Source organism: Synechococcus sp. 'PEA 65AY6A-5F PE A' (assembly GCF_047462575.1).
Classification (GTDB): domain Bacteria; phylum Cyanobacteriota; class Cyanobacteriia; order Thermostichales; family Thermostichaceae; genus Thermostichus.
The window spans coordinates 1-25,720 of the sequence record NZ_JAOALE010000007.1 but is presented as its reverse complement, the minus strand read 5'-3'; the positions used below and the strand labels follow the sequence as shown (position 1 = coordinate 25,720).

Annotated in this window: 24 protein-coding genes; 16 read left to right on the top strand and 8 right to left on the bottom strand. The window is 60.6% G+C overall.

What is annotated here, in order from left to right; genetic code table 11:
* The first annotated feature begins 51 nt into the window (after nt 1-51).
* From atpE to GG26_RS03805, 6 genes are all read left to right on the top strand, one after another.
* Nucleotides 52-297 carry an ATP synthase F0 subunit C gene (gene atpE, locus GG26_RS03830; RefSeq protein WP_011430931.1) on the top strand — a complete coding sequence of 82 codons (246 nt, stop codon included), beginning with the start codon at nt 52-54 and terminating at the stop codon, nt 295-297.
* Between the two features lie 94 nt (nt 298-391).
* The gene (locus tag GG26_RS03825; protein ID WP_011430930.1) at nt 392-865 is read left to right on the top strand and encodes a F0F1 ATP synthase subunit B'; all 474 of its coding nucleotides are present in this window, start codon (nt 392-394) and stop codon (nt 863-865) included.
* A 35-nt stretch (nt 866-900) separates the two neighbouring features.
* On the top strand, nt 901-1,461 hold the full coding sequence (locus tag GG26_RS03820; protein WP_049749774.1) for a F0F1 ATP synthase subunit B: 561 nt from the start codon (nt 901-903) through the stop codon (nt 1,459-1,461).
* Nucleotides 1,462-1,477: 16 nt separating this feature from the next.
* On the top strand, nt 1,478-2,026 hold the full coding sequence (gene atpH, locus GG26_RS03815; protein ID WP_011430928.1) for an ATP synthase F1 subunit delta: 549 nt from the start codon (nt 1,478-1,480) through the stop codon (nt 2,024-2,026).
* Between the two features lie 59 nt (nt 2,027-2,085).
* Nucleotides 2,086-3,606 carry a F0F1 ATP synthase subunit alpha gene (atpA, locus tag GG26_RS03810; protein WP_011430927.1) on the top strand — a complete coding sequence of 507 codons (1,521 nt, stop codon included), beginning with the start codon at nt 2,086-2,088 and terminating at the stop codon, nt 3,604-3,606.
* A 45-nt stretch (nt 3,607-3,651) separates the two neighbouring features.
* Entirely contained in the window at nt 3,652-4,596 is a 945-nt protein-coding gene (locus GG26_RS03805) for a F0F1 ATP synthase subunit gamma (RefSeq protein ID WP_011430926.1), read from the top strand.
* A gap of 115 nt (nt 4,597-4,711) precedes the next feature.
* Here GG26_RS03805 and GG26_RS03800 read toward each other — a convergent pair whose 3' ends face one another.
* The 3 genes from GG26_RS03800 to GG26_RS03790 all read right to left on the bottom strand — a co-directional run bounded on the left by GG26_RS03800 (nt 4,712) and on the right by GG26_RS03790 (nt 8,111).
* Entirely contained in the window at nt 4,712-6,433 is a 1,722-nt protein-coding gene (locus GG26_RS03800; RefSeq protein WP_414388954.1) for an ABC transporter permease, read from the bottom strand.
* A gap of 167 nt (nt 6,434-6,600) precedes the next feature.
* On the bottom strand, nt 6,601-6,885 hold the full coding sequence (locus GG26_RS03795; RefSeq protein ID WP_414388952.1) for a hypothetical protein: 285 nt from the start codon (nt 6,883-6,885) through the stop codon (nt 6,601-6,603).
* Between the two features lie 173 nt (nt 6,886-7,058).
* Complete coding sequence (locus tag GG26_RS03790; protein ID WP_369781426.1) at nt 7,059-8,111, bottom strand: Fe(3+) ABC transporter substrate-binding protein; 1,053 nt, start codon at nt 8,109-8,111, stop codon at nt 7,059-7,061.
* A 401-nt stretch (nt 8,112-8,512) separates the two neighbouring features.
* Between GG26_RS03790 and GG26_RS03785 the strand changes: the two genes are divergently transcribed.
* Nucleotides 8,513-10,705 carry an NAD-binding protein gene (locus GG26_RS03785; RefSeq protein ID WP_011430921.1) on the top strand — a complete coding sequence of 731 codons (2,193 nt, stop codon included), beginning with the start codon at nt 8,513-8,515 and terminating at the stop codon, nt 10,703-10,705.
* Here GG26_RS03785 and GG26_RS03780 read toward each other — a convergent pair.
* From GG26_RS03780 to accD, 3 genes are all read right to left on the bottom strand, one after another.
* Nucleotides 10,702-11,400: a class I SAM-dependent methyltransferase gene (locus GG26_RS03780; protein ID WP_099812983.1), complete on the bottom strand. Its 699-nt coding sequence runs from the start codon at nt 11,398-11,400 to the stop codon at nt 10,702-10,704. The two genes, GG26_RS03785 and GG26_RS03780, sit on opposite strands and share 4 nt — an antisense overlap.
* Nucleotides 11,401-11,482: 82 nt before the next feature.
* Nucleotides 11,483-11,857, bottom strand: a complete 375-nt coding sequence (locus GG26_RS03775; RefSeq protein ID WP_011430919.1) for an STAS domain-containing protein — start codon at nt 11,855-11,857, stop codon at nt 11,483-11,485.
* Nucleotides 11,858-12,136: 279 nt separating this feature from the next.
* A complete protein-coding gene (gene accD, locus GG26_RS03770; RefSeq protein WP_011430918.1) occupies nt 12,137-13,081 on the bottom strand; it encodes an acetyl-CoA carboxylase, carboxyltransferase subunit beta in 945 nt (314 codons plus the stop codon).
* A gap of 137 nt (nt 13,082-13,218) precedes the next feature.
* Here accD and GG26_RS03765 point away from each other — a divergent pair, with 137 nt between their 5' ends.
* From GG26_RS03765 to GG26_RS03745, 5 genes are all read left to right on the top strand, one after another.
* Nucleotides 13,219-14,091 carry a tRNA (5-methylaminomethyl-2-thiouridine)(34)-methyltransferase MnmD gene (locus GG26_RS03765; protein ID WP_414388948.1) on the top strand — a complete coding sequence of 291 codons (873 nt, stop codon included), beginning with the start codon at nt 13,219-13,221 and terminating at the stop codon, nt 14,089-14,091.
* Nucleotides 14,092-14,237: 146 nt separating this feature from the next.
* Nucleotides 14,238-14,846: a hemerythrin domain-containing protein gene (locus tag GG26_RS03760; RefSeq protein WP_011430916.1), complete on the top strand. Its 609-nt coding sequence runs from the start codon at nt 14,238-14,240 to the stop codon at nt 14,844-14,846.
* Between the two features lie 93 nt (nt 14,847-14,939).
* Entirely contained in the window at nt 14,940-15,128 is a 189-nt protein-coding gene (locus tag GG26_RS03755; RefSeq protein WP_011430915.1) for a DUF4089 domain-containing protein, read from the top strand.
* Nucleotides 15,125-16,525, top strand: a complete 1,401-nt coding sequence (locus GG26_RS03750; protein ID WP_011430914.1) for an Asp-tRNA(Asn)/Glu-tRNA(Gln) amidotransferase GatCAB subunit A — start codon at nt 15,125-15,127, stop codon at nt 16,523-16,525. Before GG26_RS03755 ends, GG26_RS03750 begins: the two co-directional genes overlap by 4 nt.
* A gap of 317 nt (nt 16,526-16,842) precedes the next feature.
* A complete protein-coding gene (locus GG26_RS03745) occupies nt 16,843-17,625 on the top strand; it encodes a hypothetical protein (protein WP_099834815.1) in 783 nt (260 codons plus the stop codon).
* Nucleotides 17,626-17,633: 8 nt separating this feature from the next.
* Here the strand turns inward: GG26_RS03745 and gcvP are convergent, their stop codons facing one another.
* Nucleotides 17,634-20,564, bottom strand: a complete 2,931-nt coding sequence (gene gcvP, locus GG26_RS03740; RefSeq protein ID WP_414388945.1) for an aminomethyl-transferring glycine dehydrogenase — start codon at nt 20,562-20,564, stop codon at nt 17,634-17,636.
* Between the two features lie 214 nt (nt 20,565-20,778).
* Here gcvP and psbU point away from each other — a divergent pair, with 214 nt between their 5' ends.
* Entirely contained in the window at nt 20,779-21,141 is a 363-nt protein-coding gene (gene psbU / locus GG26_RS03735; RefSeq protein WP_041438474.1) for a photosystem II complex extrinsic protein PsbU, read from the top strand.
* 408 nt (nt 21,142-21,549) lie between these two features.
* A complete protein-coding gene (gene tyrS, locus GG26_RS03730; RefSeq protein ID WP_099812990.1) occupies nt 21,550-22,803 on the top strand; it encodes a tyrosine--tRNA ligase in 1,254 nt (417 codons plus the stop codon).
* 67 nt (nt 22,804-22,870) lie between these two features.
* Here tyrS and GG26_RS03725 read toward each other — a convergent pair whose 3' ends face one another.
* On the bottom strand, nt 22,871-23,572 hold the full coding sequence (locus GG26_RS03725) for a hypothetical protein (RefSeq protein ID WP_011430909.1): 702 nt from the start codon (nt 23,570-23,572) through the stop codon (nt 22,871-22,873).
* A gap of 399 nt (nt 23,573-23,971) precedes the next feature.
* Here GG26_RS03725 and GG26_RS03720 point away from each other — a divergent pair, with 399 nt between their 5' ends.
* Both GG26_RS03720 and GG26_RS03715 read left to right on the top strand, forming a co-directional pair.
* Entirely contained in the window at nt 23,972-25,048 is a 1,077-nt protein-coding gene (locus GG26_RS03720) for a vWA domain-containing protein (RefSeq protein WP_414388942.1), read from the top strand.
* 376 nt (nt 25,049-25,424) lie between these two features.
* Nucleotides 25,425-25,688, top strand: a complete 264-nt coding sequence (locus GG26_RS03715) for a hypothetical protein (RefSeq protein ID WP_414388940.1) — start codon at nt 25,425-25,427, stop codon at nt 25,686-25,688.
* Nucleotides 25,689-25,720 lie beyond the last annotated feature (32 nt).

Below are 25,720 nucleotides of genomic sequence, written 5' to 3'. Positions count from 1 at the left end.
CTGTTGCGTTCGTGTCAACATCTGTTTTGTAACGACAAGGAGCATCTTGCTATGGATCCGTTAACCTCTGCTGCTTCTGTGTTGTCTGCCGCTCTGGCAATTGGCCTGGGATCCCTGGGCCCGGGTCTGGGCCAGGGGAATGCTGCTGCCGCTGCCATGGAGGGGCTGGCCCGTCAGCCGGAAGCAGAAGACAAAATCCGCGGCAACCTGTTGGTTAGCCTGGCCTTCATGGAAGCCCTGACCATCTATGGCCTGGTGGTGGCGCTGGTGCTCTTGTTCGCCAACCCCTTCGCCTGATGTCTCTGGGGGCGGCCCGGATCAATAGCTCTGTTGCGCCGGTTCGCCCCCTGCCTTGTTCGATGTTGGATCCCGTTTCTGTTGGTGCGGCCCCATGATCTGTTCAACCCTGTTGGCCGTTGAAGCTGCCGAGAAAAATGGCCTCTTCGATCTCGACGCCACCTTGCCCATCATTGCCGTCCAATTTCTGTTGCTGGTGGCCGTGCTCAACTCCCTCTTCTACGAGCCGGTTACTCGGGTTATCGACAGCCGCAACGACTACATCCGCACCACCCAGGCGGAGGCCCAGGAGCGGCTGGACAAGGCGATGGCCCTGACCCGCCAGTACGAGGCTGAGATCGGCCAGGCCCGCCTCCAGGCGCAGCAGGTGATCGCCGAGGCGGAAGCGGCTGCGGCCCGTATCCGTTCGGAGAAGCTGGCGGCGGCCCAGGCGGAGATCCAAGCTAAGCTGGAGGCGGCGCGGCGGCAAATCGAGCAGGAAAAGCAGACGGCGCTCGAACAACTGCAGCAGCAAGTGGATGCCATTGCCGCCCAGATCACCGAGAAGCTGTTGGGCAGCGCCCGTTAAGTGGCCAGTTGAACATTCCTTTGGAGTAGCGCGTGATGCTGGTGTGGAGCCTTGTGCCCGCTTGGCTTTTGGCCGTTGCCGAGCCGGTGACGGAAGCCACTGAGGGTTCTGCAGAAAAGGGGATCCTGGATGCGATTCTGGAAAGCAACTTAATCAACATCGCCATCATCCTCAGCCTGCTGTACATTTTGGGCCGCCGGGTGGTGGGGGAAGCTCTGGCCAAACGGCGAGAAGGCATCCTCGAGGAGCTGCGCCAGGCGGAGCAGCGCAAGCAGGAGGCGATCGAGAGGCTGGCGGAGGAGCAGCAAAAGCTGGCGCAGGCTCAGCAGGAGGCGGAGCGCATTCGCAAACAGGCGGAGGCCAATGCGGAAGCCCGCCGGCAGGAGCTGTTGCAGCAGGCGGAGCGGGAGATCGAGCGGCTGCGCGCCAACGCCGAAAGGGATCTCTCTGCCGAACAAGAGCAAATTCTCCAGGAGCTGCGCCGCCAGATCGTGCGCCAAGCCCTGAGCAAGGTGGAGCAGGAGCTGCCGCAACACCTCAACGAGCAGGTGCACCAGCGCCTGATTGAACGGGGGATCCAGATGATTGCCCGCTAGGAGGAAAGGGGAAGTTATGATCAGCAGCACCATGGCCGCCAGAGTGGTGGATCCCTACGCCGAAGCCCTTGTTTCGCTGGCCTCTGCGCAGGGATTATTGGATACCTTTGAGGCCGACATCCGTTTCATTGCCGCGGTTGTGCAGGCCACGCCGGAGCTGGGCCAATTCCTCGCCAGTCCCCTGGTCAAGGCGGAAGCCAAGAAAAACCTGTTGCAGCAGGTGTTTGCCGACCAGATCCACCCGCTGCTGCTGAACGCGCTCAAGCTGTTGAGCGACCGTCGCCGTATTATGTTCCTCGGGGCCGTCTGCCAGCGGTTCTTGGAGCTGCAGCGGAAGCTCAAAAATATCGTCCTGGCCGAGGTGACCACAGCGGTACCTTTGACCGAGGCGCAACAGCAGTCGATCCGCGAGCGGGTGAGGGACTTCACACAAGCCAGCGGCGTGGAGCTCCAGACCAGCCAAGATCCCACGTTGCTGGGTGGAGTGATCATTAAGATTGGATCCCAGGTGATCGACCTTAGCCTGCGCGGCCAGTTGCGCCGGCTGGCGCTGCAGTTAGCCTAGATTGGCCGAGCGTTTTTCCTTAATTTTGGATCCCTTCCCATTCCCTCGAGAGGACTGCCATGCCTACAATTCGCCCAGACGAGATCAGCACCATCATCAAGCAACAGATCGAACAGTACAACCAGGAGATGCAGATCTCCAATGTCGGCACCGTCCTGCAGGTGGGGGACGGCATTGCCCGCATCTACGGCTTGGAGAAGGTGATGGCCAGCGAGCTACTGGAGTTCGAGGATGGCACGGTGGGCATTGCCCTCAACCTGGAGGAAGACAACGTCGGCGCGGTGCTGATCGGCTCCGGGCGCAACATCCAAGAAGGATCTATCGTCAAAGCCACGGGCAGAATTGCCAGCATCCCGGTGGGAGAAGCCCTGCTGGGCCGCGTGGTGGATCCCCTCTGCAATCCCATCGATGGCAAAGGGCCGATTCACTGCACCGAGACGCGCCTCATTGAGTCGCCGGCCCCTGGCATCGTCGATCGCCGCTCCGTCTACGAGCCCCTGCAGACTGGCATCACCGCCATCGATGCCCTGATCCCCATCGGGCGGGGCCAGCGGGAGCTGATCATCGGCGACCGCCAAACCGGCAAGACCACCCTTGCTGTCGACACCATCCTCAACCAAAAAGGACAGGATGTCATTTGCATCTATGTGGCCATCGGCCAGAAGCAGAGCAATATCGCCCAGGTGGTGAACATCCTGAGCGAGCGAGGGGCGATGGACTACAGCATTGTGGTGGCTGCCGGCGCCGACAGCCCGGCCCCGCTGCAGTGGCTGGCCCCCTATTGCGGCGCCACCATCGCCGAGTACTTCATGTACCAGGGCAAGCATACCCTGGTGGTCTACGACGATCTGTCCAAGCAGGCGGTGGCCTACCGGCAGATGTCGCTGCTGTTGCGGCGCCCACCTGGACGGGAAGCCTACCCAGGAGATGTGTTCTATCTGCACTCGCGCCTGCTGGAGCGGGCCGCCAAGCTGAACAGCCGGCTGGGCGAGGGATCCATGACGGCGCTGCCGATTGTGGAAACCCAGGCCAACGACGTGTCGGCCTATATTCCCACCAACGTTATCTCCATTACCGATGGGCAGATCTTCCTGGAGTCGGATCTGTTCAACGCCGGCATTCGCCCGGCCATCAACGTCGGCATCTCTGTCAGCCGCGTCGGCTCGGCAGCCCAGACCAAGGCGATGAAGAAAGTGGCCGGCTCGATCAAGGTGGAACTGGCGCAATATCGCGACCTGGAAGCCTTTGCCCAATTTGCCTCCGACCTGGACGAAGCTACCCAGAAGCAACTGGCCCGCGGCCAACGGCTGCAGGAGATCCTCAAGCAGCCGCAGTACTCGCCCCTGTCTTTGGATCAGCAGGTGGCCATCATCTACGCCGGGACGCGGGGGTATTTGGACGACATTCCGGTGGAGAAAGTCTCCAGCTTTAAGCAGGGCCTGCTGTCCTACTTGGGCACCGCCCATCCCAAGTATGGCGAGATCGTCCTCTCCACCAAGCAGCTTACCGACGAGGCGGAAGAGATCTTGAAAACCGCCATCGCGGAGTTCAAGCAAAGCTTCCTGGCCAAGGCGGCCTAGTTGCCGGGGATCCCCATCCAGTGACCACAGCAGAGAGGATCGGTTATGGCAAACCTAAAGCGGATTCGCGACCGCATCAAGGCGGTGAAGAACACCCGCAAGATTACAGAGGCCATGCGCCTGGTGGCCGCGGCGCGGGTGCGACGGGCTCAGGAGCAGGTGATGGCCACCCGTCCCTTTGCCGATCGCCTGGCCCAGGTTTTCTACCGCCTGCAGACGCGGTTGCGGCTGGAGGATGTCGACCTGCCCCTGCTGAAGCAGCGGCCCATTGAGACCGTGGGCCTATTGGTGGTGGCCGGGGATCGGGGCCTGTGCGGCGCTTACAATGCCAACGTTATCAAGCGCACCGAGGAGCGGGTGCGCGAGCTGCAGGAGACGGGGCAGCAGGTGCGGCTTTACCTGGTGGGCCGCAAGGCGGTGCAGTATTTTCAGCGCCGCTCTGCCCCCATCGCCAAGACCTACGTGAATCTGTCCCAGATCCCCACTGCCGCTGAAGCTGCTCAAATTGGGGATGAGCTGCTCTCCGCTTTCCTCTCCGAGAAGGTGGATAAGGTGGAGCTCATCTACACTCGCTTTGTCTCGCTGATTAGCTCGCGGCCAGTGGTGCAGTCGCTGCTTCCTCTGGATCCCACGCGCCTGGCTGCCCGCGACGACGAGATTTTTAACCTTCTGGTGCGCGGGGGAGAGTTCACCGTCGAGCGCAGCAAGATCGTGGCTGCTGTTTCCGCTCCGCCGCCGGACATGATCTTCGAGCAGGATCCGGTGCAGATTTTGGACGCGCTGCTGCCGCTGTACTTGAATAACCAGTTGTTGCGGGCTTTGCAGGAAGCAGCGGCCAGCGAGTTGGCGGCCCGCATGACGGCCATGAGCAACGCCAGCGACAACGCCACCGAGCTTATCCGCACACTGGGCCTTGCCTACAACAAAGCTCGGCAGGCGGCCATCACTCAGGAGATCCTGGAGGTAGTTGCCGGGGCTGAGGCCCTGTAAACTTCCCTCCAGTGACCCACTCCTGCACTCAAGCTGACGCATAGAGGGCAGCCTTCTCTAGCCCAGAAAAGCCAAGCGCCTCGCGCCGCGACCCTCACCCCCAACCCCTCTCCCTCTAGGAGAGGGGAGTAGGGAGACGTTTCATTTCATTTGAGGAGCCTAGATTGCGTCGCTGGGCTATCTGGGCGTTGAGCAGGATCACCGGCAAAATCCCCACCAGGACAATCGCCAAGGCAGGAGCGCCGGCCTCGGCCAGCCGTTCGTCGGCAGCCATGCGGTAGGTGTGGACGGCCAAGGTATCGAAGTTGAAGGGGCGTAGCACCATCGTTGCCGGCAGCTCCTTCATTACATCCACAAACACCAGCAGCATCGCCGCCAGGATCCCGACTCCCATCAGGGGCAGGTGCACCCGTAGCAAGGTGCCCAGGGATCCCTGCCCCAAGCTGCGGGCTGCTTCATCCAGGCTGGGAGGAATGCGCGCTAGCGTCGCCTCGACCGTGGCCAGGGCAACGGCCAAAAAGCGCACCAGGTAGCCAAACACCAACGCCACAATGGTGCCGCTGATCACCAAGCCGGGCGGCTGTTGCAGTACCACCTGCCGCAAGTCGCTCAGCAGTTGATCCAGCCGCCCTAGGGGAATCAGAACCCCCACCGCGATCACCACCCCGGGCAGCGCGTAGCCCAGAGAAGACAGCCGCACCGCCAGCCGCAGGCCCCGGACAGATCTCGCCTGCTCGAACCCTTGCAGCCGCAAACCGTACAGCACCACCACCGCCACCAAGACGGCAATCACCGCCGTGATCGTCGAGAGGAGAAAACTGTTCTGGGCGTAGCTCCAAAAGCGGCGGCCCAACTCTCCCTGGCGCAGAGTCATGTTGAGCAAGATCAGGGCCGGCACGACAAAGCCCAGCCCAATCGGGATCCCACAGGCCAGCCACGCCCCCACCGCCCGCATCCCCTGCAGACGGTAGCGGGTGAGGGACGGCTTGAACCCTTGGCGATAGTAGCGCGCCCGCCGGCGGGAAAATTGCTCCAGGGCCATCAGCAGCAGCACCAACAGCAGCAGCAGCGCCGAGAGCTGGGCGGCAGCCACCGGATTGCCCAAGGCCGTCCAGGTGCGGTAGATGCCGGTGGTAAAGGTATCGACCCCAAAGTAGCTGACCGTCCCAAAGTCGTTCAAGGTCTCCATCAAAGCCAGCAGACAGCCGGCCACGATCCCCGGCCGCGCCAGCGGCAAGGCCACTCGGAAAAAGCTGGCCCACGGCCCATAGCCCAAGGAGCGGCTCACCTCCAAACAGGCCACCGACTGTTCCTGGAAGGCCAGCCGCGCCGAGAGATACACATAGGGGTAAAGAGTGAGGACGAGCAGCAGGATCGCCCCCCACAAGGAGCGAATGTTAGGGAACCAGTAGTCGCCGATGCCCCAGCCGGTGACCCGCCGCAGCCAGATCTGGAAGCCGCCGGTCACTTGCAAAAAGTCCGTGTAGGCGTAGGCCAACACATAAGTAGGAGCTGCCAGGGGCAACACCAGCATCCACTCCAGCCAGGCCCGCCCCCAAAACTCGCACATCGTCACCAGCCAGGCGGTGCCGCTGCCGACCAGGATAACGCCTACTGCCACACCCACCATCATCACCAGGGTATTGCGCACATATAGCCCCAAGACCGTGTCGGCCAGGTGCTGCCAAACCTGCCGCTCGTCCGCAAAAAGGCTGAGCAACACCGTAAGGACAGGAACGAGAATGAGACCGCTGAGGGTCAGAGTCAGAAGCGCCCAGCCGTTCAGAGGAAAGAAGCCACTTCCTGGCAGAGATTTGCTCAACAACTTCAACCTCATCTCTTTGTCCATCTCAACAGGCGGGAGCTACCTCTTGAGCAACTCCTGGGGAAGAAAAGGGGATCCTCCAGGGATCCCCAACCAAGTTTTCTCTCAAAACAAGCTCTTGGGCAGCTTAACGAAATAAACGATGTTCTCGTCTTGCTTGTTACAAGCATAGTTTTTTCTTAAACCGCGCCCTTTTCCGAGACGATGCCAAAGTCGTCGTCGTTAACTATCGCTAGGGTAGTTGAGTTGAGAATGGCCAACCCCTCGGGCTTGTCGTGGGGATAATTGGGGATCGACATAATGTCAAATACTTCTTCTTTGTTTTCTGTGGTCAAAAGCAGATCCCGCTTTGGAACAGGAGCCTTTTCGGGAAGGTTTTCAATTGCCTTTGCCGGGCTATTGGTGTAGAAAGAAGTTAAAGAAAGCAGGAGCAAGAACAAGCCTGCTTTTCGCAGTTGTTTCATTTGGCAAACCTCCAGAAGCTTTTGATAAAGAAAGACAGGACGCCTGAGCGGCCTCGAACGGAAGCAACGCCGTCCTAGAGTATCGACGCTTGGCCAAGAACCGTCAAGCTGCTTAACGTTCACGGCGTCAAGCAATGAAAGGCTGCACTCAGGGCCTGTCCTGGAGGCCTGATCTACTTCCAACCGGCCCGATCCATTACCTTTAGGGCATCAGGGGTGACGCGGCCAATGCTGGCGGCGTTGATCGTATCTTCCTTAAAGGTGCCAAAGCTGGCCACCACCGAGTCGATCTCAGCCCCCGGCAGCACCGGGTACTCGTTGTTGCTTTGGGCAAAGATAGCCTGCGCTTCTGGGCCGGAGAGGAACTCCAGAAACTGGATGGCCGCCTCTTTGTTGGGAGCAGTTTTCAAAATTCCGGCGCCGCTGATGTTGACGTGCGTGCCGCGATCTTCTTGGTTGGGGAAGAAGACGCCCACCTTTTCCGCTACGGCCCGATCTTCAGGATTGTCGGATTTGATCAAGCGCGCCAGGTAGTAGGTGTTGGCTAAGGCTACATCCCCCACGCCAGCAGCTACGGCTTTGATTTGATCGATGTCTCCCCCTTCCGGCGGGCGGGCAAAGTTGGCCACTAGGCCGCGGGCCCACTTTTCGGTTTCCGGGATCCCGTGGGCCAAGATGATCGAAGCCGTCAAGGATTGGCTGTAAACGTTGCTGGAGGAGCGGGTGAGCACCTTGCCCCGCCACTTGGGGTTGGCCAGATCTTCGTAGGTGGAGAGCTCCTTGGGATCCACCTTGTCTTTGTTGTACATGATCACCCGCGCCCGCTTGGTGAGGCCAAACCAGTACCCCTCTGGATCCCGCAGAGACTCGGGAATATTTTTGGAGAGCGTCTCCGACTGGATGGGTTGAAACAAGCCCTCGTTCTGAGCGCGCCACAACCGGGCAACATCCACCGTCATGAAGATGTCGGCGGGGCTGTTGGAGCCCTCGCTGCGGATGCGCTGGACGATCTCGTCGGCGTTGCCCTGCACCCAATTCACGGTAATGCCCGTTTTCTGCTTGAAGAGGTCGTACAATTTTTCGTCTGTGCCGTAGTGCCGAGAGGTGTAGAGGTTCACCTCCCGGTTGGCGCCGCGGGCCGGACGCCCCAACGAGCCTGCCGCCAAGGCTACAGAGCCCAGAGCGGCCCAGCTGACAAATTGCCGTCGCGATAAGCGCATACCCAACTCCTAAACTCAAAAACATTTCAAGAAAGGCTGCTGCATTGACCCAGTCAGCAATGCCTTTACCCGAGAAAGCACTTGAAAGTCCCTCCCCTGAAAGCAGGGGAGTTTTCCCAAATGCCGGCCTTTTGATCTTTGTCTAGGCCAAGCTTATTGAGATTTTTATTCAAGAACTTTGCTCTGGGGCAATGATAGAGGATCCTAAGTACCGAGTCAAGCTGTTGGGAGTTGTTCTCATCTTTGAACCGTTTGGCCTCAGATCCGCCAACTCTCGCTGGAAACAAGAGCCAAGGTCGCTCCTCATGCGGCTGGCCGGGCAAGGGGATCCCTTACTGGAATATTTTGGGTAGGTCGGGGTTTTAGAGCTGCCTTGGGTATAAAGGGAGCAGGGTGGATGGTGGAGTATGGTGGGCTCCCCTTCTCAAGGGCCGGATGAGCAACTGCAAGACAATGGCCGGGATCCAGGTGCTTTCCTCCTAGTCTGTGGCTACAACGACTTGGCAGCGTTGACGCTGCAGATTCTGGAAGACTTTGGACAGCGCGCGGTGGTGGTGGCTCCTGGCCCGCGGCCTTCTTTGTTAAAGGAACCGTGGCAATACGTAGAGGGGGATCCCCATCAGCCGGAGGTGCTGCGCCGGGCTGGGATCGAGCGGATCAAGGTGGCGCTGCTGCTGGAGGACAACGACCAGGCCAACTTCGAGCTGGCCCTCTTGATTCGAGATCTCAACCCGCAGGCGCGCATTGTCTCTCGTCTGTTTAACACCGGCCTTGCCCGCTACCTGGACTCGATTTTGCCGCAGCATTTTTCCCTATCGGTTGCCGGCTTAGCGGCTCCGGCCTTTGCCCTCAAGGCTGTCTCGGACGAATTTGTCGGCTACTTCGAGCTGCCCCAGTTGGAGGCTCAGCCGGCCACGCTGCCGCCGGAGCTGGCCGATCCGCTTTATTTGGGCGCCCCCCAAGAGACCACCCTCTGGAACGTGGTGGAGCTGACCATCGGCTACAACTCCCGTCTGCTGCACATGCCCCTCGCGGAACTGGAGGAAACCTTTGGGGCGCGGGTGCTGTTCCACTACCCGGTGGACGGGCTGTCCGACTTTTCCGAGTCTCGGGTTTTCGACGATTTCGACCACGAGGCAGAGCTGCTGGAGGGGGATCGCATTTTGGTGATCTGCGACCCCAGATCCTATCTGCAACTGTTGGAGCGCAACGGGCGGCGCGGCTCTTCGCGGGCCCAACGCTGGGCCAGCGGACAGGCGCAAGACAGGCGACAACAACGGCGAGGCAAGTCGTTCGGGCGGGGCCTCCTATCTTGGCTGCGCAGAAGCCTGCAGGGACTGCTGCAGGTCAAGCCCATCGTGCATACCCTCACCTTCACCTTGGGGGCGATGTTGGTGCTGGGGGTCATTAATTTCAGAATTATCGGCAAATCTGTGGTTGACGGGCTGCTGCTGACCATCGTGGTGTTGACAGGGGGGTATGGCGACATCGAGGCTTTTCAGCAGGCGGAGACGCCGCTGGGGGTGAAGGTGGTGGCGGTGGTCATGACCTTGGTGGGAGCTGCCCTGGTGGGGTTGATCTACGGGTTGGTGACCGACAAGTTGGTGAGCAGCCGCTTTGGCTTGGGCCGAGCCGCCCGTATGCCCAAAGCGGATCATGTGGTGATTGCCGGTTTGGGGCGGCTAAGCTACTTGGTGCTGCAGTTGTTGCGGCAGATGGGCTATGAGGTGGTGGTGGTGGAGCCCGACAGCGACAACCCTCTGGTGGAAGCGGCGGAACGGGAGGGGGCGGTGGTGATTCGGGGCAACTACGCTCTGGCCAGCACGCTGCAACAGGCTCGCATCCAAAGCAGCCGCTGCCTGATCTGCACGACGCCTGACGATCTCACCAACCTCGAGACCGCCCTGACCGCCCACAGCCTGCAACCGGGGATCCGCACCATCTTGCGGGTTACCGATCCCCAGGTGGCGGCGCGGATGCAGCGGCATCTGCAGACGCTGGGAACCAGCTACAGCACCACCGCCCTGGGGGCGCGCGCTTTTGCCACGGCAGCGCTGGTGGGATCCGTTTACGGCACCTTAACTTGGGAGGGGGAAACGCTGCTGGTGACGCTGCTGGAGGTCTCGCCTTCCAGCCCTTACCTGGGGCTGTCCCTGCGGCAACTGGCCCAGGATTACGACCTGGCAATTTTGCTGCATCACTCCCGACCGGGCCGGCCCTGTGTTTTCCCCAAGATCTGGCAGAAAGAGGGCGAGACGGTGTTGAAGCGGGGGGATCGCCTGTATGTGATGGGGACGGTGGGATCCCTGATTCGCCTGGCCCAGGGACGCCCTCTGCCGCCGGAGCTGTATCAAGTGCGCCTTTTGGAATGTCGCAACCCCTACTTTGAAGACGAGATCCTCTCCACCTTGGCGTTTTATGCGCGGCTGCCCAAGACGGCCCTGAAGCCGCTGTTGCGCTGTCTGCCGGCGGTGGTGAGCCCCCCTCTCCCCCGCGACAAGGCGATTAAGTTGGCCCGCCAACTGCGCAAAATGAGCACCGAGGTGCAGGTGTTTGCCCAGGTGCAGTCCGGCGAGCGGCGGATCCTTGAAGTCCTCTAGGGCTTTTCGGCCACAAGACGCACAAAGCGATTTTGCCCGTAGAGCTCCTGGGCCACGACTCTTAAACCAACCTTCTCCAACAGCCAGGCCAAGTCCTCGGCGCTGAAGCGGTTGTGCTCGTAGAAGTGGGTAAATTGATCCACCAAGGTATCTAGGGGGGTGTCCGGCTGAAACAGTTGGGCCTCGGTGGCGGCATCGAAGTAGAGGCTGAGGGGGGCGCGCACCCAGTCCACTAGCAAAAATCGTCCCCCTGGCTTGAGTAGACGCCGCACCGCTTGCAACAGGCGCACCGGCTGCACCATCTCGTGGATCACCACCACCGCCTGGGCCGCGTCAACGCTGCTATCGGGCAGGGGCAAATGGGGATCGTGGAGGTCCGCTTGCAGCAGTTGGATGCCGGGGATGTCTTTGAGGTCGGCTTTAGCCCGCTCCAACATGTAGGGCATCAGATCTACGCCGATCAACTGTCCGCCGGGGTAGCGCTGGGCCCACTGCCGGAGGACATACCCCGGCCCCGTTCCCAGATCCAGCAGGCAGGGCGCAGCAGGCAAGCAAGGCTCAACGTGCTGCTGCCAAAACCGCCAAAAGGCCTCGTTGAAGCGCCCAGGAGCCGTGGCCAGCATGCGCTCGCAAAAGCTGGGGCCACGGTGGTGCTGGTAAAGAAGCTGAAAGGTATCGAGGCCGGTTTGGGGCATGGCTGAGCATTCTCAACGAATCCGGGGAACCAGGTCAGCAGCGCAGGAAGGGCATCGAAGCAAATCAAAAAGGAATGTCGGCCTAGCGAGCGGAAGAAGCGGTGGAGAAGTTGGCGATGCCCGTCTCTAGGTCGTCAAAACAGGTCAAGACCTTTTCCATGGAGGTGAGGCTGAGGACAAGGGAGACACTTTCGGGAACGCAACAGAGGCTGAGGTTGCCGCCGGCAGCCCGGCACTTGCGCAAGGCCGAGATCAGCACTCCCAGGCCGGAGCTATCCATAAAGGTAACCGCCGACATGTCGATCAACAGGTTGTGGTAGCCAAAATCCAAAACCTGCTGCAGCAACTGCCGGACTTCAGAAGCGGCTTTGGCGTCAAAGCGACCCTCTAAGGGCACGATTGCCAGCTTTTGCCCCTGGGGGGTTTCGGCAGTACGGATGCGCAGCTTAAAATCCATCGTTTCCAGTCAAGACCTCATGCCCCACCTTAGCACCATCGGTTGCTGCTATTACCCCCTCGGCAGGAAATCCCTCTTATGCAGAAAGAGAGGGTATCCCTCTTTGCCATGGCAATTTCCAACTGGTTGAGATTGTCTGCGGGGCCCAGCGTTGAGGCAGCTACCCTCACTTCCTCTTCAGACGGGGAGCAATCCCTCACCCCCTACCCCTCTCCCTTTGGGAGAGGGGAGCTAGCCGCTCCGCCTGCAGGCAGAGGGATCCAACCTTGGCTCCCCATCTCAGATCCTGGCCGGATCGAGCGCATAAGTCGGCTCGAGGGCGGGAAGGGACATACGCAGGCGAGGACGGTGCATGGCCAGCAACTGGGCCAGGCGCCTGCGCAGCTCGGTTCGCGGCACAATTGCGTCGATGAGCCCGTGGGCCAGCAGATATTCGGCCGTCTGGAAGCCCTCCGGCAGCTTGCCCTTGCCGATGGTTTGCTCAATAACATTGGGCCCGGCAAACCCCACCTGGGCGCCGGGTTCGGCCAGGATCAAATCCCCCAACATGGCAAAGCTGGCAGTCACCCCCCCATAGGTGGGATGGGTGAGCACAGAGATGAACAATTGCCCGGCCTCGCGGTGCCTTTGCAGAGCGGCTGCCGTTTTGGCCATTTGCATCAAGCTGAGGATCCCTTCCTGCATGCGGGCTCCCCCCGAGGCGGAGAAGATGACTAGGGGCAGGTGATCGCGGGTAGCTCGTTCGGTAAGACGGGTGATCTTCTCGCCCACCACCGAGCCCATGCTGCCGCCCATAAAGCGGAAGTCCATCACGCCCATCGCCACTGGGATCCCTTCCAAGCTGCCCAGCCCGGTCAAGACGGCATCTTTAAGTTGGGTGCGCTCCTGATAAGAGGCCAGTCGCTCGGCGTAGGGCTTTTGGTCGAAAAAGTGCAGCGGATCGGTGGGGGCCAGGTGCTCGTCAAGGGGCTGCCAGGAGCCGGGATCCAAAAGCTGCTGCAGCCGCTGCGGGGCCGTGATGCGATGGTGATAGCCGCAGCTCGGGCAAACCTGCCAGTTCTGCTGCAGATCCTTGGTGTAGGTGAGGGCGTCGCAAGCCGGACACTTCTGCCACAGGCCGTCGGCGATCTCCCGCACTTGCCGCTCTTTGTCGAAGGGGCTGCTGCCGGTCAAGTTAAGGGAAGTCTGCTTGCGCCGCTCGGCAAACCAATCCAGTAAAGACATAGCCGCTGAGGTACCCCCCTAGCTAGGGATGGCCAGAGCTGAATCTGTAAGCCCTGCCGGTGAGCTGCGAAACTCATCTTAACGTTCTCAAGCTATCAAAGAATCGCCAAGCTGGAAATAGAGACTTGCAATAGCCCATGACCGCAGAAACCCAGTGGCAGGTGTTGACCACAGGGGATGGATCCCTGACCTTTTTCTCCCAAGAGTTCGGGCAGGCTTTCCATAACACCAGCGGCGCTGCCCAGGAAGCGCTGGAGAAGTTTGTCCGCCCTTGCCGGCTGGATCGCCTGCCGTTGGAGCGGGATCCGGACGATCCCATTCGCCTCTTGGATATTTGCTTTGGCCTCGGCTACAACTCCGGCCTGGCCTTGGAGACGATTTGGCAGGTGCGGCCCGATTGCCCTGTGGAAGTCATTGGCCTGGAGCGATCCCCAGAGGTGCCCCGCCAGGCCTGGCAGGTGGGGGTGGGATCCACCTGGAGCTTTGGCCAGGAGTGGCAACACTTGATCGAGCAGGGATCCTGGCAATCGCCGCGCTGGCGGGGAACCCTGCTGTGGGGAGATGCCCGGCAAACCCTGCTCCAGGTGCCGCCGGGATGGGCGGATGCGGTGTTTTTGGATCCCTTCTCCCCTTCGGTTTGCCCGGAGCTGTGGACGGTGGACTTCTTGCGGGCAGTGGCCGAGCGAATGCGCCCCAGCGGGATCCTGGCCACCTATTCCTGTGCGGCGGCGGTGCGGGCGGCCTTGCTGGAGGCGGGGCTATTCATTGGCTCGACGCCGCCGGTGGGCCGCCCCTGGCCGGGCACGGTGGCCTCGCCCCAACCGCATCACCTGCCGCCCCTCTCGCCCATGGAGTGGGAGCACCTGAAAACCCGCGCCGCGGTGCCCTACCGGGATCCTACCTTGCAAGGGGATAGAGCCCAGATTCGGCTGCAACGCCAGCGAGAACAGCAAACTTCACCCCTTGAGCCCACTTCCGCCTGGAAACGCCGCTGGCCTGTGCAAGCCTAGCGACCGGAGTGCAGATCTGGGCAGCTTTTGCCGGAATTGCTGTCTGAGTGTATCCAAGACACCTGCACCAGTCCCGTACCCTTACGCAAGCTGCCGTGTCTTGACAAAGTTAAGCTAAAGTGAAGCCCTCTCTCCGGTGAGCTGCTATGTCTCCTTCGGCCTCTGCCGGTACACTGGTTGTCCTTTGTGCTGAACAGCACCGTGTTACCCTGCAGTTCTTGGCTCGCCTCTCTCGAGCTCCGGAGTTAGATCTGGAGCAGCGGCGTCTCTGTGTGCAAAGGTTGCGGCAGCGCCTCTCCCGCCACATTCAACTGGAGCGCCATGTCCTTTACCCGCTGCTCAGGACGGCTCTGGCGGCGGATCCCCACCGCAGCGCCCAAATTGACCGGCTGGAGCAGCAGTTGCGGGATCAGATCCCGGAGCTGACGCGCTTTTTGCACCAGGCGGAGCGCGACCCGCAGCAGTTGGATCCCACTTCTGCTCTTCACTTCTATCGGCAGTTGCGGGCCCAGTTCGAGCAGGAAGAGAAGCTCTTGCATCCCCTCTTTGCCCAGCATGTTTCCCCCGCTGCAGAGCAGCAGCAGTTGCGCCTGTTCCGCAAGCGCCTGCAGGCCAGCGCTGCTTCCAATCGCTCTGCACATAGCCGTCGCGTTGCTTTGAATGAGCTGGAACGGCAGGCGATAACCCGCCCTGTCTTGCCCAACGAGCGCTTCTGGTCGCTGCAGGGCAACGCTGTGCAGATGGCCGCTCCCTAGCCAACGACGGTCTTGTTGTTGGAGGCTGCCTGGTGGTGTTCGCAGGCGAGCTTGTGGTATCTTTGCCGCAACCGGCCTGCTGACCCTAGAACCATGCAACCCTGGGATCCGGAAACCTACGTCGACCAGATGGCCCAACTGCTGCAACTGCCCCTGCATCCTGAACACCGAGCAGGGGTGATCGAAAATTTTGCCCGCTTTCTGCCCATTGCTCAACAGGTGCTGGAGTTCCCGTTGCCGCCGATAGTTGAGCCAGATCCCACCTTTGACCCTCAGCCATGACCGGGGATCCCTACCTTCTCGGCAGCGCTGACGCGGTCTCTATTGCCAGGGCTGTCCGCCAGGGATCCGTGAGCGCCCAAGCGGTGGTGGCCGCCTGTCTGGAGCGGATTCGCCGGCGGGATCCCCAGCTCAATGCCTTTACAGCTGTCTTGGAGGAATCGGCCTTACAAGCGGCGGAGCAGGTGGATCGACAGGTGGCTCAAGGGATCCCGGTGGGCCCGCTGGCAGGGGTGCCCTTTGCCGTCAAGAACTTGTTTGACGTGGCCGGCCTCACCACCCTAGCTGGCTCGGCGATCAACCGCGAGAATCCCCCGGCCATCCAAGATGCAACGGTGGTGGCTCGTCTCAAGCAGGCAGGGGCGATCTTGGTGGGCACCCTCAATATGGACGAGTACGCCTATGGCTTCGTCACCGAAAACAGCCACTACGGCCCCACCCACAACCCCCACGATCTCAACCGCAGTGCGGGGGGATCCTCTGGCGGCTCGGCAGCAGCGGTGGCAGGAGGTTTGGTGCCCCTTGCCCTGGGCAGCGACACCAACGGCTCGATTCGGGTACCGGCCTCTTTGTGTGGCGTCTACGGCCTCAAGCCCACCTATGGCCGTCTGTCGCGGGCAGGGGTGGCTCTGTTTGCCCCCAGCTTCGACCACGTGGGCCCCTTGGCCCGTTCGGTGGCCGATATTGCCCTCAGCTTCGATGTTATGCAAGGGCCGGATCCCCAAGATCCCGTCTGTACCCGGCGTCCTGTGGATCCCACCTTTGGGCAGTTGGGGCAGGGGATCGAAGGCTTGCGCATCGCGGTGGCGGATGATTACTTTGCCCGAGGGGCAGAGCTCCCCATCTTGGCCGGAGTAGAAAAAGTGGCCCAAGCCCTGGGGGCCCGCCAGACTGTGCGGATCCCGGAAGCCCAGCGCGCCCGCGCCGCCGCCTACCTGATCACGGCTGCCGAGGGAGCCAACCTGCACCTGCCCAACCTGCGAACTCGCCCCCACGACTTCGATCCGGCCACCCGGGATCGCTTTTTGGCCGGAGCTTTGCTGCCCGCCAGTTGGATCTTGCAGGCGCAGCGCTTTCGCCGCTGGTACCGCCAGCAGGTGCAGACCATTTTTCAGGAGATCGATCTGTTCATTGCCCCCACCACCCCCTGCTCTGCCCCCTTACTTGGCCAAGAGAAGATGGTGATCGATGGGGTAGAAGTTCTCACCCGGCCCAACCTCGGCCTCTACACTCAGCCCCTCTCGTTTATCGGCCTGCCGGTGCTTTCAGTGCCGTTGCGCGAGAGCGGATCCCTGCCCTTTGGCGTACAACTGGTGGCCGCCCCCTATCAAGAAGCCAAACTGCTGCGGGCAGCCGCCTATTTGGAGAAGCTAGGGATCCCGGATGCGCGGCCTGCCTGAGCCAGGAGATGCTCCCTCTAGGCGCGTTTGAACCATATCTAGTGTTTTAATTTTGAATCCTTTGCTCCAGACGCTAAATATAATCTCCTCGATAGGGGTAAAAATGTGCCACTCTTGAGGGCCGCTTTTGCCCCTTTGTTTTTGCCAGAGAGTTTGAATCTTGTCGGGGCAGGACGTGAGCTGTTTGCCCAGAGAGAGGAAAATCTTAAAGTAAAATTAATCCCACGGTTGTTGTAGCGAATAACCTCTTTTCCGGCTTGGGTCGATAGAATGAGCGGCATAAAATGGACATGGCACCCCCACCTGGACTCTGCATTATGGATCACCCTACTTTTCTGGCCCAGCGCTACACGAAACTGTGCGAGGCTTATCTCTCGCTCAACGAAGCCTTCGCCAAATTAGATCACTCCCACAGCCGCCTGCAGAAGAGCTTCAGGAGGCTTCTGGTCACGGCCCGGAAAGCTTTGGATGAACTGCCTATCCTGCGGCAGGACGTCGAACAGTTACAACAGGGCGTCGAACAAAGGGATCGCTTGGTCCGTTCCCTGCGAGAAGAACTTCGGGAGAGAGAAGCTCGGCTGGGCGAGCTGATTGCCAACTATGACCAAGTCTGTCACGAGCTGGAGTCCACCAAAGCAGATCTGTTGAGCGCTCAGGCGTTGATTGAAAAACTGGAAGCAGAGAATGCCCAACTTTTGCAACAGTTGAGTCGCCTCACCAGTTTGGAGGAGGAATTGGCCAGCTTGACAGAACGGCTGAACCAAGCAGAGGCAGCCCGCCAAGCGTTGGAGGCCCGCAACCGTGAGCTGGAAGCAGCCCTGGGAGAGCGAGATCGGCAAGTGGATAGCCTGCAAGCGCGGCTGGCGCAATTGGAGCGAGAGAACGCCTCGCTGAAGGCGCAACTGTCGCAGGTGGCTGACCTGCTTACCGAGGACTCGATCAATCTCCTGCAAGAAACCGAGAATGCCGTCAAGGCCGATGAGGAGGTGCTGCCCCTGGTGCTGGCCTCGCTGCCAGAGACTGAGCGCCTTATGCAAGAGGCCGAGCAACTCCTCTCCTCTTGCTCAGAGCTGGTCCAAGTGAAACCACAAGCGGCTTGAGCTGAGGGTTAGCCTTCCAGCCAGGGCTGACAACTGCACACCAGGTGACGATCCCCGTAGGCGTTGTCAATGCGGCTGACGCTGGGCCAGAACTTGCGCTCCTTGACCCACGGGAGGGGATAGGCGGCTAGGGAGCGAGGGTAGGGGCGATCCCAGTGGTCGGCGGCCACTACCTCGGCGGTGTGGGGGGCAAGTTTAAGGGGATTGCGCACGGGATCCATCTCGCCCCGCTCGATGGCAGCAATCTCCTGGCGAATGGCGATCATTGCCTCACAGAAGCGATCCAGCTCTTCTAGGGATTCGCTCTCGGTGGGCTCCACCATCATTGTCCCCGGCACCGGCCAGGAGATGGTGGGGGCGTGGAAGCCGTAGTCCATTAGCCGCTTGGCTACATCCTCCACCTCAATGCCGGCGCTTTTCTTGAGGGGGCGCAGGTCCAGGATGCACTCGTGGGCCACCCATCCCCCCGGCCCTTTGTAGAGCACCGGGTAGTAGGGATCCAGCCGCTTGGCGATGTAATTGGCATTGAGGAGGGCCACTTGGGTAGCTAGGGTAAGGCCGGCGGATCCCATGAGGCGGATGTAGGCCCAGGCAATGGGCAGGATGCTGGCACTGCCCCAGGGGGCGGCGCTGACCGGGCCGTTGCAGCCGGGCAAAAAGGGGTGGCCGGGCAAATGCGGCAGCAGATGACGGGCAACGGCAATGGGCCCCACCCCCGGCCCGCCGCCGCCGTGGGGGATGCAGAAGGTCTTGTGCAGGTTGAGGTGGCAGACATCGGCCCCCAGCTCCGCAGGGCGGCAGAGGCCCACCTGGGCGTTGAGGTTGGCCCCATCCATGTACACCTGCCCCCCGGCCTCGTGGATCATCTGGCAAATCTGGCGGATCCCTTCCTCAAACACCCCATGGGTGGAGGGGTAGGTAATCATCAGGGCAGCCAGGCGTTCCCGGTGCTGCTCCACCTTGGCCCGCAGGTCTTCGAGGTCGATGTTGCCGGCCCTGTCGCAGGCCACGCTCGCCACCTGCATCCCAGCCATGACAGCGCTGGCGGGGTTGGTGCCATGGGCAGAGGTGGGGATCAGGCACACCTGGCGCTGGCTTTCCCCGCGGGCCTGGTGATAGCGGCGAATGGCCAGCAGGCCGGCATATTCCCCCTGGGAGCCGGCGTTGGGCTGCAGGGAGACGCCGGCAAAGCCCGTGATCTCCGCCAGCATTCGCTCCAACTGGGCAAAGAGGGTTTGATAGCCCCGCGCCTGCTCCAGGGGCACAAAGGGATGGAGCTGGGCAAACTCCGGCCAGGTCATCGGCAGCATCTCGGCTGTGGCGTTCAGCTTCATGGTGCAGGAGCCCAAGGGGATCATGGAGTGGACAAGGGAGAGATCCCGGCTCTGCAGGCGGTGGATGTAGCGCAGCAGCTCCGTTTCCGAGTGGTGGCGGTTGAACACCGGATGGGTGAGGTAGGGAGTGGTGCGCAAGAGCTGGGGGGGCAGGCTTTGGTTGGCATCCAAACCCAGGCCCTCGACATCCCAGGCTGGCTCTTCAGAGCCGGCAAAGATCTGCCAGAGATCGCGCAGATCCTGAGCGGTGGTGGCCTCGTCCAAGCTAATCCCCAGGGTCATCTCGTCGATCCGGCGCAGGTTGATGCGCCGCTGGGCGGCCCGCTCTTGGATCTGCCCAACCTGGGCGGGGGACTCTGCCCTTACCCAAAACGTGTCGAAGAAATACTCTGGCCCCACCCTGTAGCCCAGCTGGCGAATCGCGGCCGCTAGGTGATGGGCCTGGCGGTGGATGCGTTCGGCGATTTGCCGCAGGCCTCGGGGGCCGTGATAGACGGCATACATGGAGGCCACCACGGCCAAGAGCACCTGGGCGGTGCAGATGTTGCTGGTGGCCTTGTCGCGGCGGATGTGCTGCTCCCGGGTTTGCAGAGCCAGGCGCAGGGCCGGCCTGCCCTGAGCATCCTGAGAGATCCCCACCAGGCGCCCCGGCAGCAGCCGTTTGTGGGCCTCGCGAGTGGCAAAGTAGGCGGCATGGGGGCCGCCGTAGCCCAGGGGCACCCCAAAGCGCTGGGTGGATCCCACCACGATGTCCGCCCCCCATTCTCCCGGCGGCTGCAGGAGAGTCAGGCTGAGCAAGTCGGCAGCTACGGCCACCACCATCCCCCTTTGGTGGGCCCGCTCCACCAGCTCGCGGTAATCCCGGATCTCTCCATAGGTGTTGGGATACTGCAAGAGCAATCCAAAGCCGTTCTCCAGCTCCAACTGCGAAGGATCGGCCACACGCACCTGGATCCCCAAGGGCTCTGCCCGCGTCTGCACGACGGCAATGGTCTGGGGATGGCAGCCGCGATCCACCCAAAAAACTGGGGATTGCTTGCCCGCTAAGGTGTAGGCCAGGCTCATCGCTTCGGCGGCGGCAGTGGCTTCGTCCAGCAGGGAGGCATTGGCGATCTCCATGCCTGTTAGATCGATCACCATCGTCTGGAAATTGAGCAGGGCCTCTAGCCGCCCCTGGGCGATCTCCGCCTGGTAGGGGGTGTACTGGGTGTACCAGCCGGGGTTCTCCAGAATGTTGCGCTGAATCACCGGCGGCGTCAGGCAGTTGGAATAGCCCATACCCAAAAAGGAGCGCCACACCTGGTTCTGGGCCGCCATCGCCCTCAGCTCCGCCAATACTTGTTGCTCGCTGCAGGGGGATCCCAGGCCCAGGGGTCGGCTGCTGCGGATGGCCGCCGGTACCGCCTTATCCACTAATTCCCGTAGAGAGCTCAGCCCTAAGGCGTGCAACATCTGACGGATTTGCTGGGCGTCCGGCCCGATGTGCCGCCAGAGGAAGAGTTCTCGCTGCTCTAGCAGCTCCAGCTCGGCATCGACGGCAGAGAGGGGTTGAGGCGTCTCCCGTCCAGAGGGGCTGAGGGGATGGAGGATGGTGGAGTCGGACATGGGGCAAAACAAAAGCGATGGAAAGTCGGTCAGCCGCCAAAAGGCTATTCCCCGATCATAGTTGTTAAAAATTGTTTCTGTCGGGATCCAAATTTGAATCTGGGTCTCGATTCGGGGGAGCGGGGATGAGACACTAAATGGTCGGAGAATGTTAGCGACCTATCCCCTGAGCGTTGTCATGACTGCTTTCAACTCTGTCTGGAGAGGTGGTGCTATGCGTCGGCTCCTGTCCGCCTTGGTGTCTATCCTGTTGCTGCTCTGTCTGTGCTTGGTCCCCTTGGGGATCCCGGCGGTGGCGGCGGAGCTGCCGCCGGTGAAACATCTTGACACTCCCATCGACGTGAACAACACCATCCTGCGCAACTACCGCCAGTTGCCCGGCTTCTATCCCACCCTGGCCCGCATCCTAGTAAAAAATGCTCCCTACAACAGCCTGGAGGACATGCTGCAGATCCCAGAATTGACGGAGCAACAGAAGGCCTTGATCAAGGCGAACGCGGAGAACTTCGTGTTTGGGGAGTACCAAGAGGGAGCCAACCAACTGGAAAACCGGATCAACCAGGGATACTACGGCTGATCCTGGCAGAGTCTGCAGGGGAGAAAGCTTTCTGCTTCTCTGCAGCTTTTATGAAGCCTGCGTCGACATACCCCCCATCCCTAAAGGGCGGGGATTCTTGTTCTTGGTTCCACGACAGCACTTACTAACTAGTGGCTAGTGGTTAGTAATTAGTGACGGGCCACTAACTTCTTCACCTACTTGTCACTACGCCAGATCTCCCCAAGCGTTCCCGAACCCCCCTCTGTCCCCTCGTACACGGGGGGATGAAAGGGGGGCCCAGTAGTTCCCCAATGGCCTTGGGAATTCCCCCGCTAGTTGTGAGACCCAAGGGGAGCTGCCCTCCTCAGTCTCTATCCCCCGTCGCCAGAGTACCCCGAAGGTTTTGATGGGCTTAAAATAGCCCATGGTGCTCATCGAGCCAAGTGGATGGAGCCAACTTCGAGAACATTTCCAACTGCTGTCTCGTCAGCCCAGGGAGATCCCCGCATCGCCGAGATCACGCAGCGGGGAGTGGCCGAGGTCTTCCCAGGGGGAGCGGCAGCCTTGGCGGAGCGCCTGGCCACCACCGATCGCCCCTTGCGGGTGAAGCTGGGCATCGATCCCACGCGGCCAGATCTGCACCTGGGCCATGCAGTGGTCTTGCGCAAGTTGCGCCAATTCCAGGATGCTGGCCATGTGGCCATCCTCCTCATCGGGGATTTTACAGCCCTGGTCGGGGATCCCACTGGCCAATCGGAGGCGCGTCCCCGTCTGACGCCGGCAGAAGTGGAGGAAAATGCCCGCACCTATCTGGAGCAGGCTGCCAAGATTTTGGACTTTGCCACCCCTGGCCGGCTGGAGGTGCGCCGCAACAGCGAGTGGCTGGCCCGCCTTACCTTGAGCGAGCTAATCGAGCTGCAGGCTCAGATGACGGTGGGGCAGATGTTGGCCAAAGAGGACTTTGCCCAGCGCTACCGCTCGGGGACGCCAATTTATCTCCACGAATTTCTCTACCCCCTCCTGCAGGGCTATGATTCGGTGGCCCTGGCAGCCGACGTGGAACTAGGGGGGACTGACCAGCGCTTTAACCTCCTGGTTGGCCGGGAGCTGCAACTGTGGAAGGGCCAAACCCCTCAATTTTGCCTGACGGTGCCCCTGTTGGAGGGCTTAGATGGCTACCAGAAAATGTCCAAGTCCAAAAACAACTACGTGGGCCTGACCGAGGATCCCCTCACCATGTACTCCAAGCTAGAGAAGGTGCCGGATCAGCTGGTGGAGCGCTACTTTGAGCTGCTCACCTCGGTGCCCCCCTCGGAGCTGCCGGCGGATCCCCGCCAGCGCCAGATCCTCTTGGCCAAGACCCTCGTGGCCCAATTTCACTCTTCTGAAGCCGCAGAAGAGGCGCAGCGCACCGCCCAAGCGCTGGTGTTACAAGGCAATCTCGTTGAAACGGGATCCATCCCCACTTTTGCCATCCAGTGCTTGTCTTACCCGGTAAAACTGAGCTACATCCTGCGCGAATCCGGCCTCTGCAAGAGCGCTGCCGAGGCCCGTCGGCAAATCCAAGGGGGCGCCGTGCGGCTGGATGGGCAAAAGGTGGAGGATCCCGACCTGGAGTTTGCCCAAGCCTCTGAGCTGGACGGGCGGGTTTTGCAGGTGGGCAAGAAGGCCTTCTGCCGCTTGGTGGTCGGCACAAACTAGTCAGCTTTGGTTTTCTCCCCTCACCCCCAACCCCTCTATGAGGGGAGCTCGATGGTTCCACAACTATTCAACAGGTGGGGATGGGCTTAAAGCCGAGCCCGGCTTTCTTCTGCTTGGTCTTGGCTGAGGGGTTAAACAGCGGCGAAGCTAACACGGGCTCTGGCCGGGGCCGGATCGATCTTGCCTCCGCCACAGCTTCGGCGAGCTTTTGCCGCACCAGCTCTTGGGTCTCCAAAATATTGGGATCCGCCGCCCATTCCGGGGCTTCTTTGACCGGATCGTCTTCGGAAGTGAATTCCAAATCGTAAACCTCGTTGCGGTAAGTGGGGCTGAAGCACTCCCAGGCGCGCAGGCTGTAGAAGTAGGGGAATAGCCGCACCATGCGCTCGATATCCAAGTGTTCGGCAAAGCGCCGAAAGGCTTCTTCTTCGGAAACCGGAAAAGGCGCATAATGCTCGGAAACAAACCACTGCAAAAACTTTCGCGCCTCCGGAACGATCTGCTCTGGGGCCATGGATCCCAGCGCTGCCGCGTTGAAGCAGTTGACCAAAAGGTGCTCCAGCAGCACAGCGTTGTACTCGGCAAAGCAGGTTTGCTCGCGGCTTTCTACCGGCTGCCAAGGCATCTTGCCGTTGGCGGCAATGAACAAGTGAACCAGGTCATGCGAGGGATTGGTTTGGATGGAGCCGTGCCCCTCCAGCTTGGCCCCGTCACAGCTAAAGATCTGGTACTGAGGGCTCCAGTAGAACTTCAGTTGCTTGGCCGCCATGTTTGACCGTCCTCCTCACCCAGAGGGATCCCTATTAGAGCTTACACCTGTGGACGGGTTCCCATGCACCTCAGGCGGCGTCTGCCCGCCTTCGGGAGAGGAGATGGGGGCAAAACTGGACTGCCAAGCTTTTTCTAGGCTGGCCGGCAAGCCTCTTGAAGCTCCCCAACCCCACGGGCCATGCTTCTAAAGCCAAAGTTAAACAAGGACGCTTATTTTAAAAAAACTGTCACCTCTGAAAGCCATCGCCTGAGGATCGACAAGTTTTTAGTATCTTTTTTTACTTGCAAGTGTTTCTTTCTACGATACTCTTTCGGCTCTCCCTATGGTAGCGTTACATCGCGATTTTGCCTTTTCTCTCGACCTTTTAACAGACCAGAAAACCGAGAAACTAGCTGGGTGATTGCCCTGATCCTGCTAGGGATCTCTATAGCCGGCTGTGGCTCTTCCAGTAGCACGGGGATCGACCCTGCTTCTTTGGGATCCCCAACTCGCCTGACTTTCAATGGGGCTCTGACGCGCAATTTCAGCGGCACCCAGGGGGAGATGGAGTTCAACATTGCCCTTTTGCAAAGCGGGGATCCGCCTCAGCCGGTCACCCAGCTTTCCCCTGCCCAGGTCAGCCTACAGGTTAACCGGGTAACCGATCTGCAGGGCATCCCGCAGTCAGCCACAGTAACCCTGAGCCCCACTCGCATCGAGAATCCTCGAGCGGAGCTGGCCCGTCAGCCTTTGCTGATGGCCATTCTCATGGACGGCTCCGGCAGCCTGCTGGTTTTGGATCCCCAGTCCCGGCGCTTTTTGGCTGTTTTTGGGCTTTTGGATCAATTTCGCGCCACACCCCTGGATCTGGGGGCGGTGCTCCGCTTCGATAATCGAGGAGCTGGTTTTGGCGCTACCGCTCTCGGCCAGCCCTTGCGCACGGCCCAACTGCTGCAAGACTTCACCAGCGACAAGCAACTGCTGAGGCGGGGGGTACTGCGGGCAAATCCTGGTGGGAACACCGCCCTTTATGATGCCACGGTGGAAGCCGCGCGTTTCTTAAGCGACTTTCGCCCCAATGAGCCCTTCAACCGGCGCCTGGTGGTGTTCACCGACGGCATCGATAACGAGAGCACCCGCTCCATTGAGCAGACCACTCGGGAGCTCACAACGCTGGCCCGAGAGCGGGGGCAGAAGCTAACTGTGTATGTGGTCGGGCTGGGCGTTGACTTAAACCTCTTGGAGCTCCAGCGGCTGGCGGCGGCCACAGAAGGCACTTTTGTGTCGGCGCGGTTTGCCGAAGCTTTGGAAGCTCCCTTTGCCAACTTATTCCCTGCTGCTATTGGGGAGCACCGCCTGCAGGTGAGGGTGCAAAGCAATGTTCCGCTATCTGCTGGTTCTTATCTTCTCAGTGGCGAGCTGAGAGTTGAGAGAGAAGGCAGCCGTTTTGTGGCGCCATTCAGCGACGCTGTTCTCACGGTGGGATCCCGCTAGAGTCATTCCGCAGGCTGACAACATCCCTAATCGAGAGCGAGGCGATAAGCAAATGTTTCGACGACTCGGTATACCCAGAAGATTTTGGCAACCGGCTGCGCTTGTCCTGGCGGCAGTGCTTACAGGTTCCCTAACGGTTTTCCTGAAAGGTTGTGGTGGTGGTACCTCCAGCAGCCCCTCGACCGTGGGGTCGCCGCCAAGGGATCCCGGCTCTGGCTCTACCTCTGCCATTTTGGGATTGGTGGTGGATCCCTTTGCTCAGCTTTGCCCTTCAGGCTCAACAGCCGCCCTTTGTTCGGGAGGGCCGCTCTTTTCAAGAGGCAATAAGGTTGAGTTGTTCAACCTAAGCTCAAGAGGGGACATTTTGTTGCCTGCCTTGTCAACCACTGCCTTGGAGGGCAACTTGCGGTTCACCATTCCCTTTTCCGGATCGATTATTCAACCGCCGGGGAAATTGGTATCGGTTCAGTCCAATCTCCTGGGCCAAGGGCGTCAGTCCGGCCAGCCTACACCCCTGCGGGGATTTGTTTTCAGCGCAGCCGTGGATGTTTCCCCTTGGAGCGAAGCCCTTTATCGCATCTTGCTGCGGGAGCGGGATAGAGTACCTTTCTCCAACTTACAGTCTTTTAATTTAAAATAGGGTACAGGTATTCAAGAGGAAGGAGAGAAAGG

What these genes read in the sequence shown, in the direction of transcription:
- GG26_RS03765 (WP_414388948.1), top strand. Translation starts at nt 13,219, where the DNA reads ATGACCGCAGAAACCCAGTGGCAGGTGTTGACCACAGGGGATGGATCC.
- atpA (WP_011430927.1), top strand. Translation starts at nt 2,086, where the DNA reads ATGCCTACAATTCGCCCAGACGAGATCAGCACCATCATCAAGCAACAG.
- GG26_RS03750 (WP_011430914.1), top strand. Translation starts at nt 15,125, where the DNA reads ATGACCGGGGATCCCTACCTTCTCGGCAGCGCTGACGCGGTCTCTATT.
- GG26_RS03800 (WP_414388954.1), bottom strand. Translation starts at nt 6,433, where the DNA reads ATGAGGTTGAAGTTGTTGAGCAAATCTCTGCCAGGAAGTGGCTTCTTT.
- GG26_RS03785 (WP_011430921.1), top strand. Translation starts at nt 8,513, where the DNA reads ATGGTGGGCTCCCCTTCTCAAGGGCCGGATGAGCAACTGCAAGACAAT.
- GG26_RS03805 (WP_011430926.1), top strand. Translation starts at nt 3,652, where the DNA reads ATGGCAAACCTAAAGCGGATTCGCGACCGCATCAAGGCGGTGAAGAAC.
- GG26_RS03745 (WP_099834815.1), top strand. Translation starts at nt 16,843, where the DNA reads ATGGATCACCCTACTTTTCTGGCCCAGCGCTACACGAAACTGTGCGAG.
- accD (WP_011430918.1), bottom strand. Translation starts at nt 13,081, where the DNA reads ATGTCTTTACTGGATTGGTTTGCCGAGCGGCGCAAGCAGACTTCCCTT.
- GG26_RS03795 (WP_414388952.1), bottom strand. Translation starts at nt 6,885, where the DNA reads ATGAAACAACTGCGAAAAGCAGGCTTGTTCTTGCTCCTGCTTTCTTTA.
- GG26_RS03780 (WP_099812983.1), bottom strand. Translation starts at nt 11,400, where the DNA reads ATGCCCCAAACCGGCCTCGATACCTTTCAGCTTCTTTACCAGCACCAC.
- atpE (WP_011430931.1), top strand. Translation starts at nt 52, where the DNA reads ATGGATCCGTTAACCTCTGCTGCTTCTGTGTTGTCTGCCGCTCTGGCA.
- GG26_RS03760 (WP_011430916.1), top strand. Translation starts at nt 14,238, where the DNA reads ATGTCTCCTTCGGCCTCTGCCGGTACACTGGTTGTCCTTTGTGCTGAA.
- tyrS (WP_099812990.1), top strand. Translation starts at nt 21,550, where the DNA reads ATGGAGCCAACTTCGAGAACATTTCCAACTGCTGTCTCGTCAGCCCAG.
- GG26_RS03775 (WP_011430919.1), bottom strand. Translation starts at nt 11,857, where the DNA reads ATGGATTTTAAGCTGCGCATCCGTACTGCCGAAACCCCCCAGGGGCAA.
- GG26_RS03820 (WP_049749774.1), top strand. Translation starts at nt 901, where the DNA reads ATGCTGGTGTGGAGCCTTGTGCCCGCTTGGCTTTTGGCCGTTGCCGAG.
- GG26_RS03825 (WP_011430930.1), top strand. Translation starts at nt 392, where the DNA reads ATGATCTGTTCAACCCTGTTGGCCGTTGAAGCTGCCGAGAAAAATGGC.
- GG26_RS03755 (WP_011430915.1), top strand. Translation starts at nt 14,940, where the DNA reads ATGCAACCCTGGGATCCGGAAACCTACGTCGACCAGATGGCCCAACTG.
- psbU (WP_041438474.1), top strand. Translation starts at nt 20,779, where the DNA reads ATGCGTCGGCTCCTGTCCGCCTTGGTGTCTATCCTGTTGCTGCTCTGT.
- atpH (WP_011430928.1), top strand. Translation starts at nt 1,478, where the DNA reads ATGATCAGCAGCACCATGGCCGCCAGAGTGGTGGATCCCTACGCCGAA.
- GG26_RS03725 (WP_011430909.1), bottom strand. Translation starts at nt 23,572, where the DNA reads ATGGCGGCCAAGCAACTGAAGTTCTACTGGAGCCCTCAGTACCAGATC.
- gcvP (WP_414388945.1), bottom strand. Translation starts at nt 20,564, where the DNA reads ATGTCCGACTCCACCATCCTCCATCCCCTCAGCCCCTCTGGACGGGAG.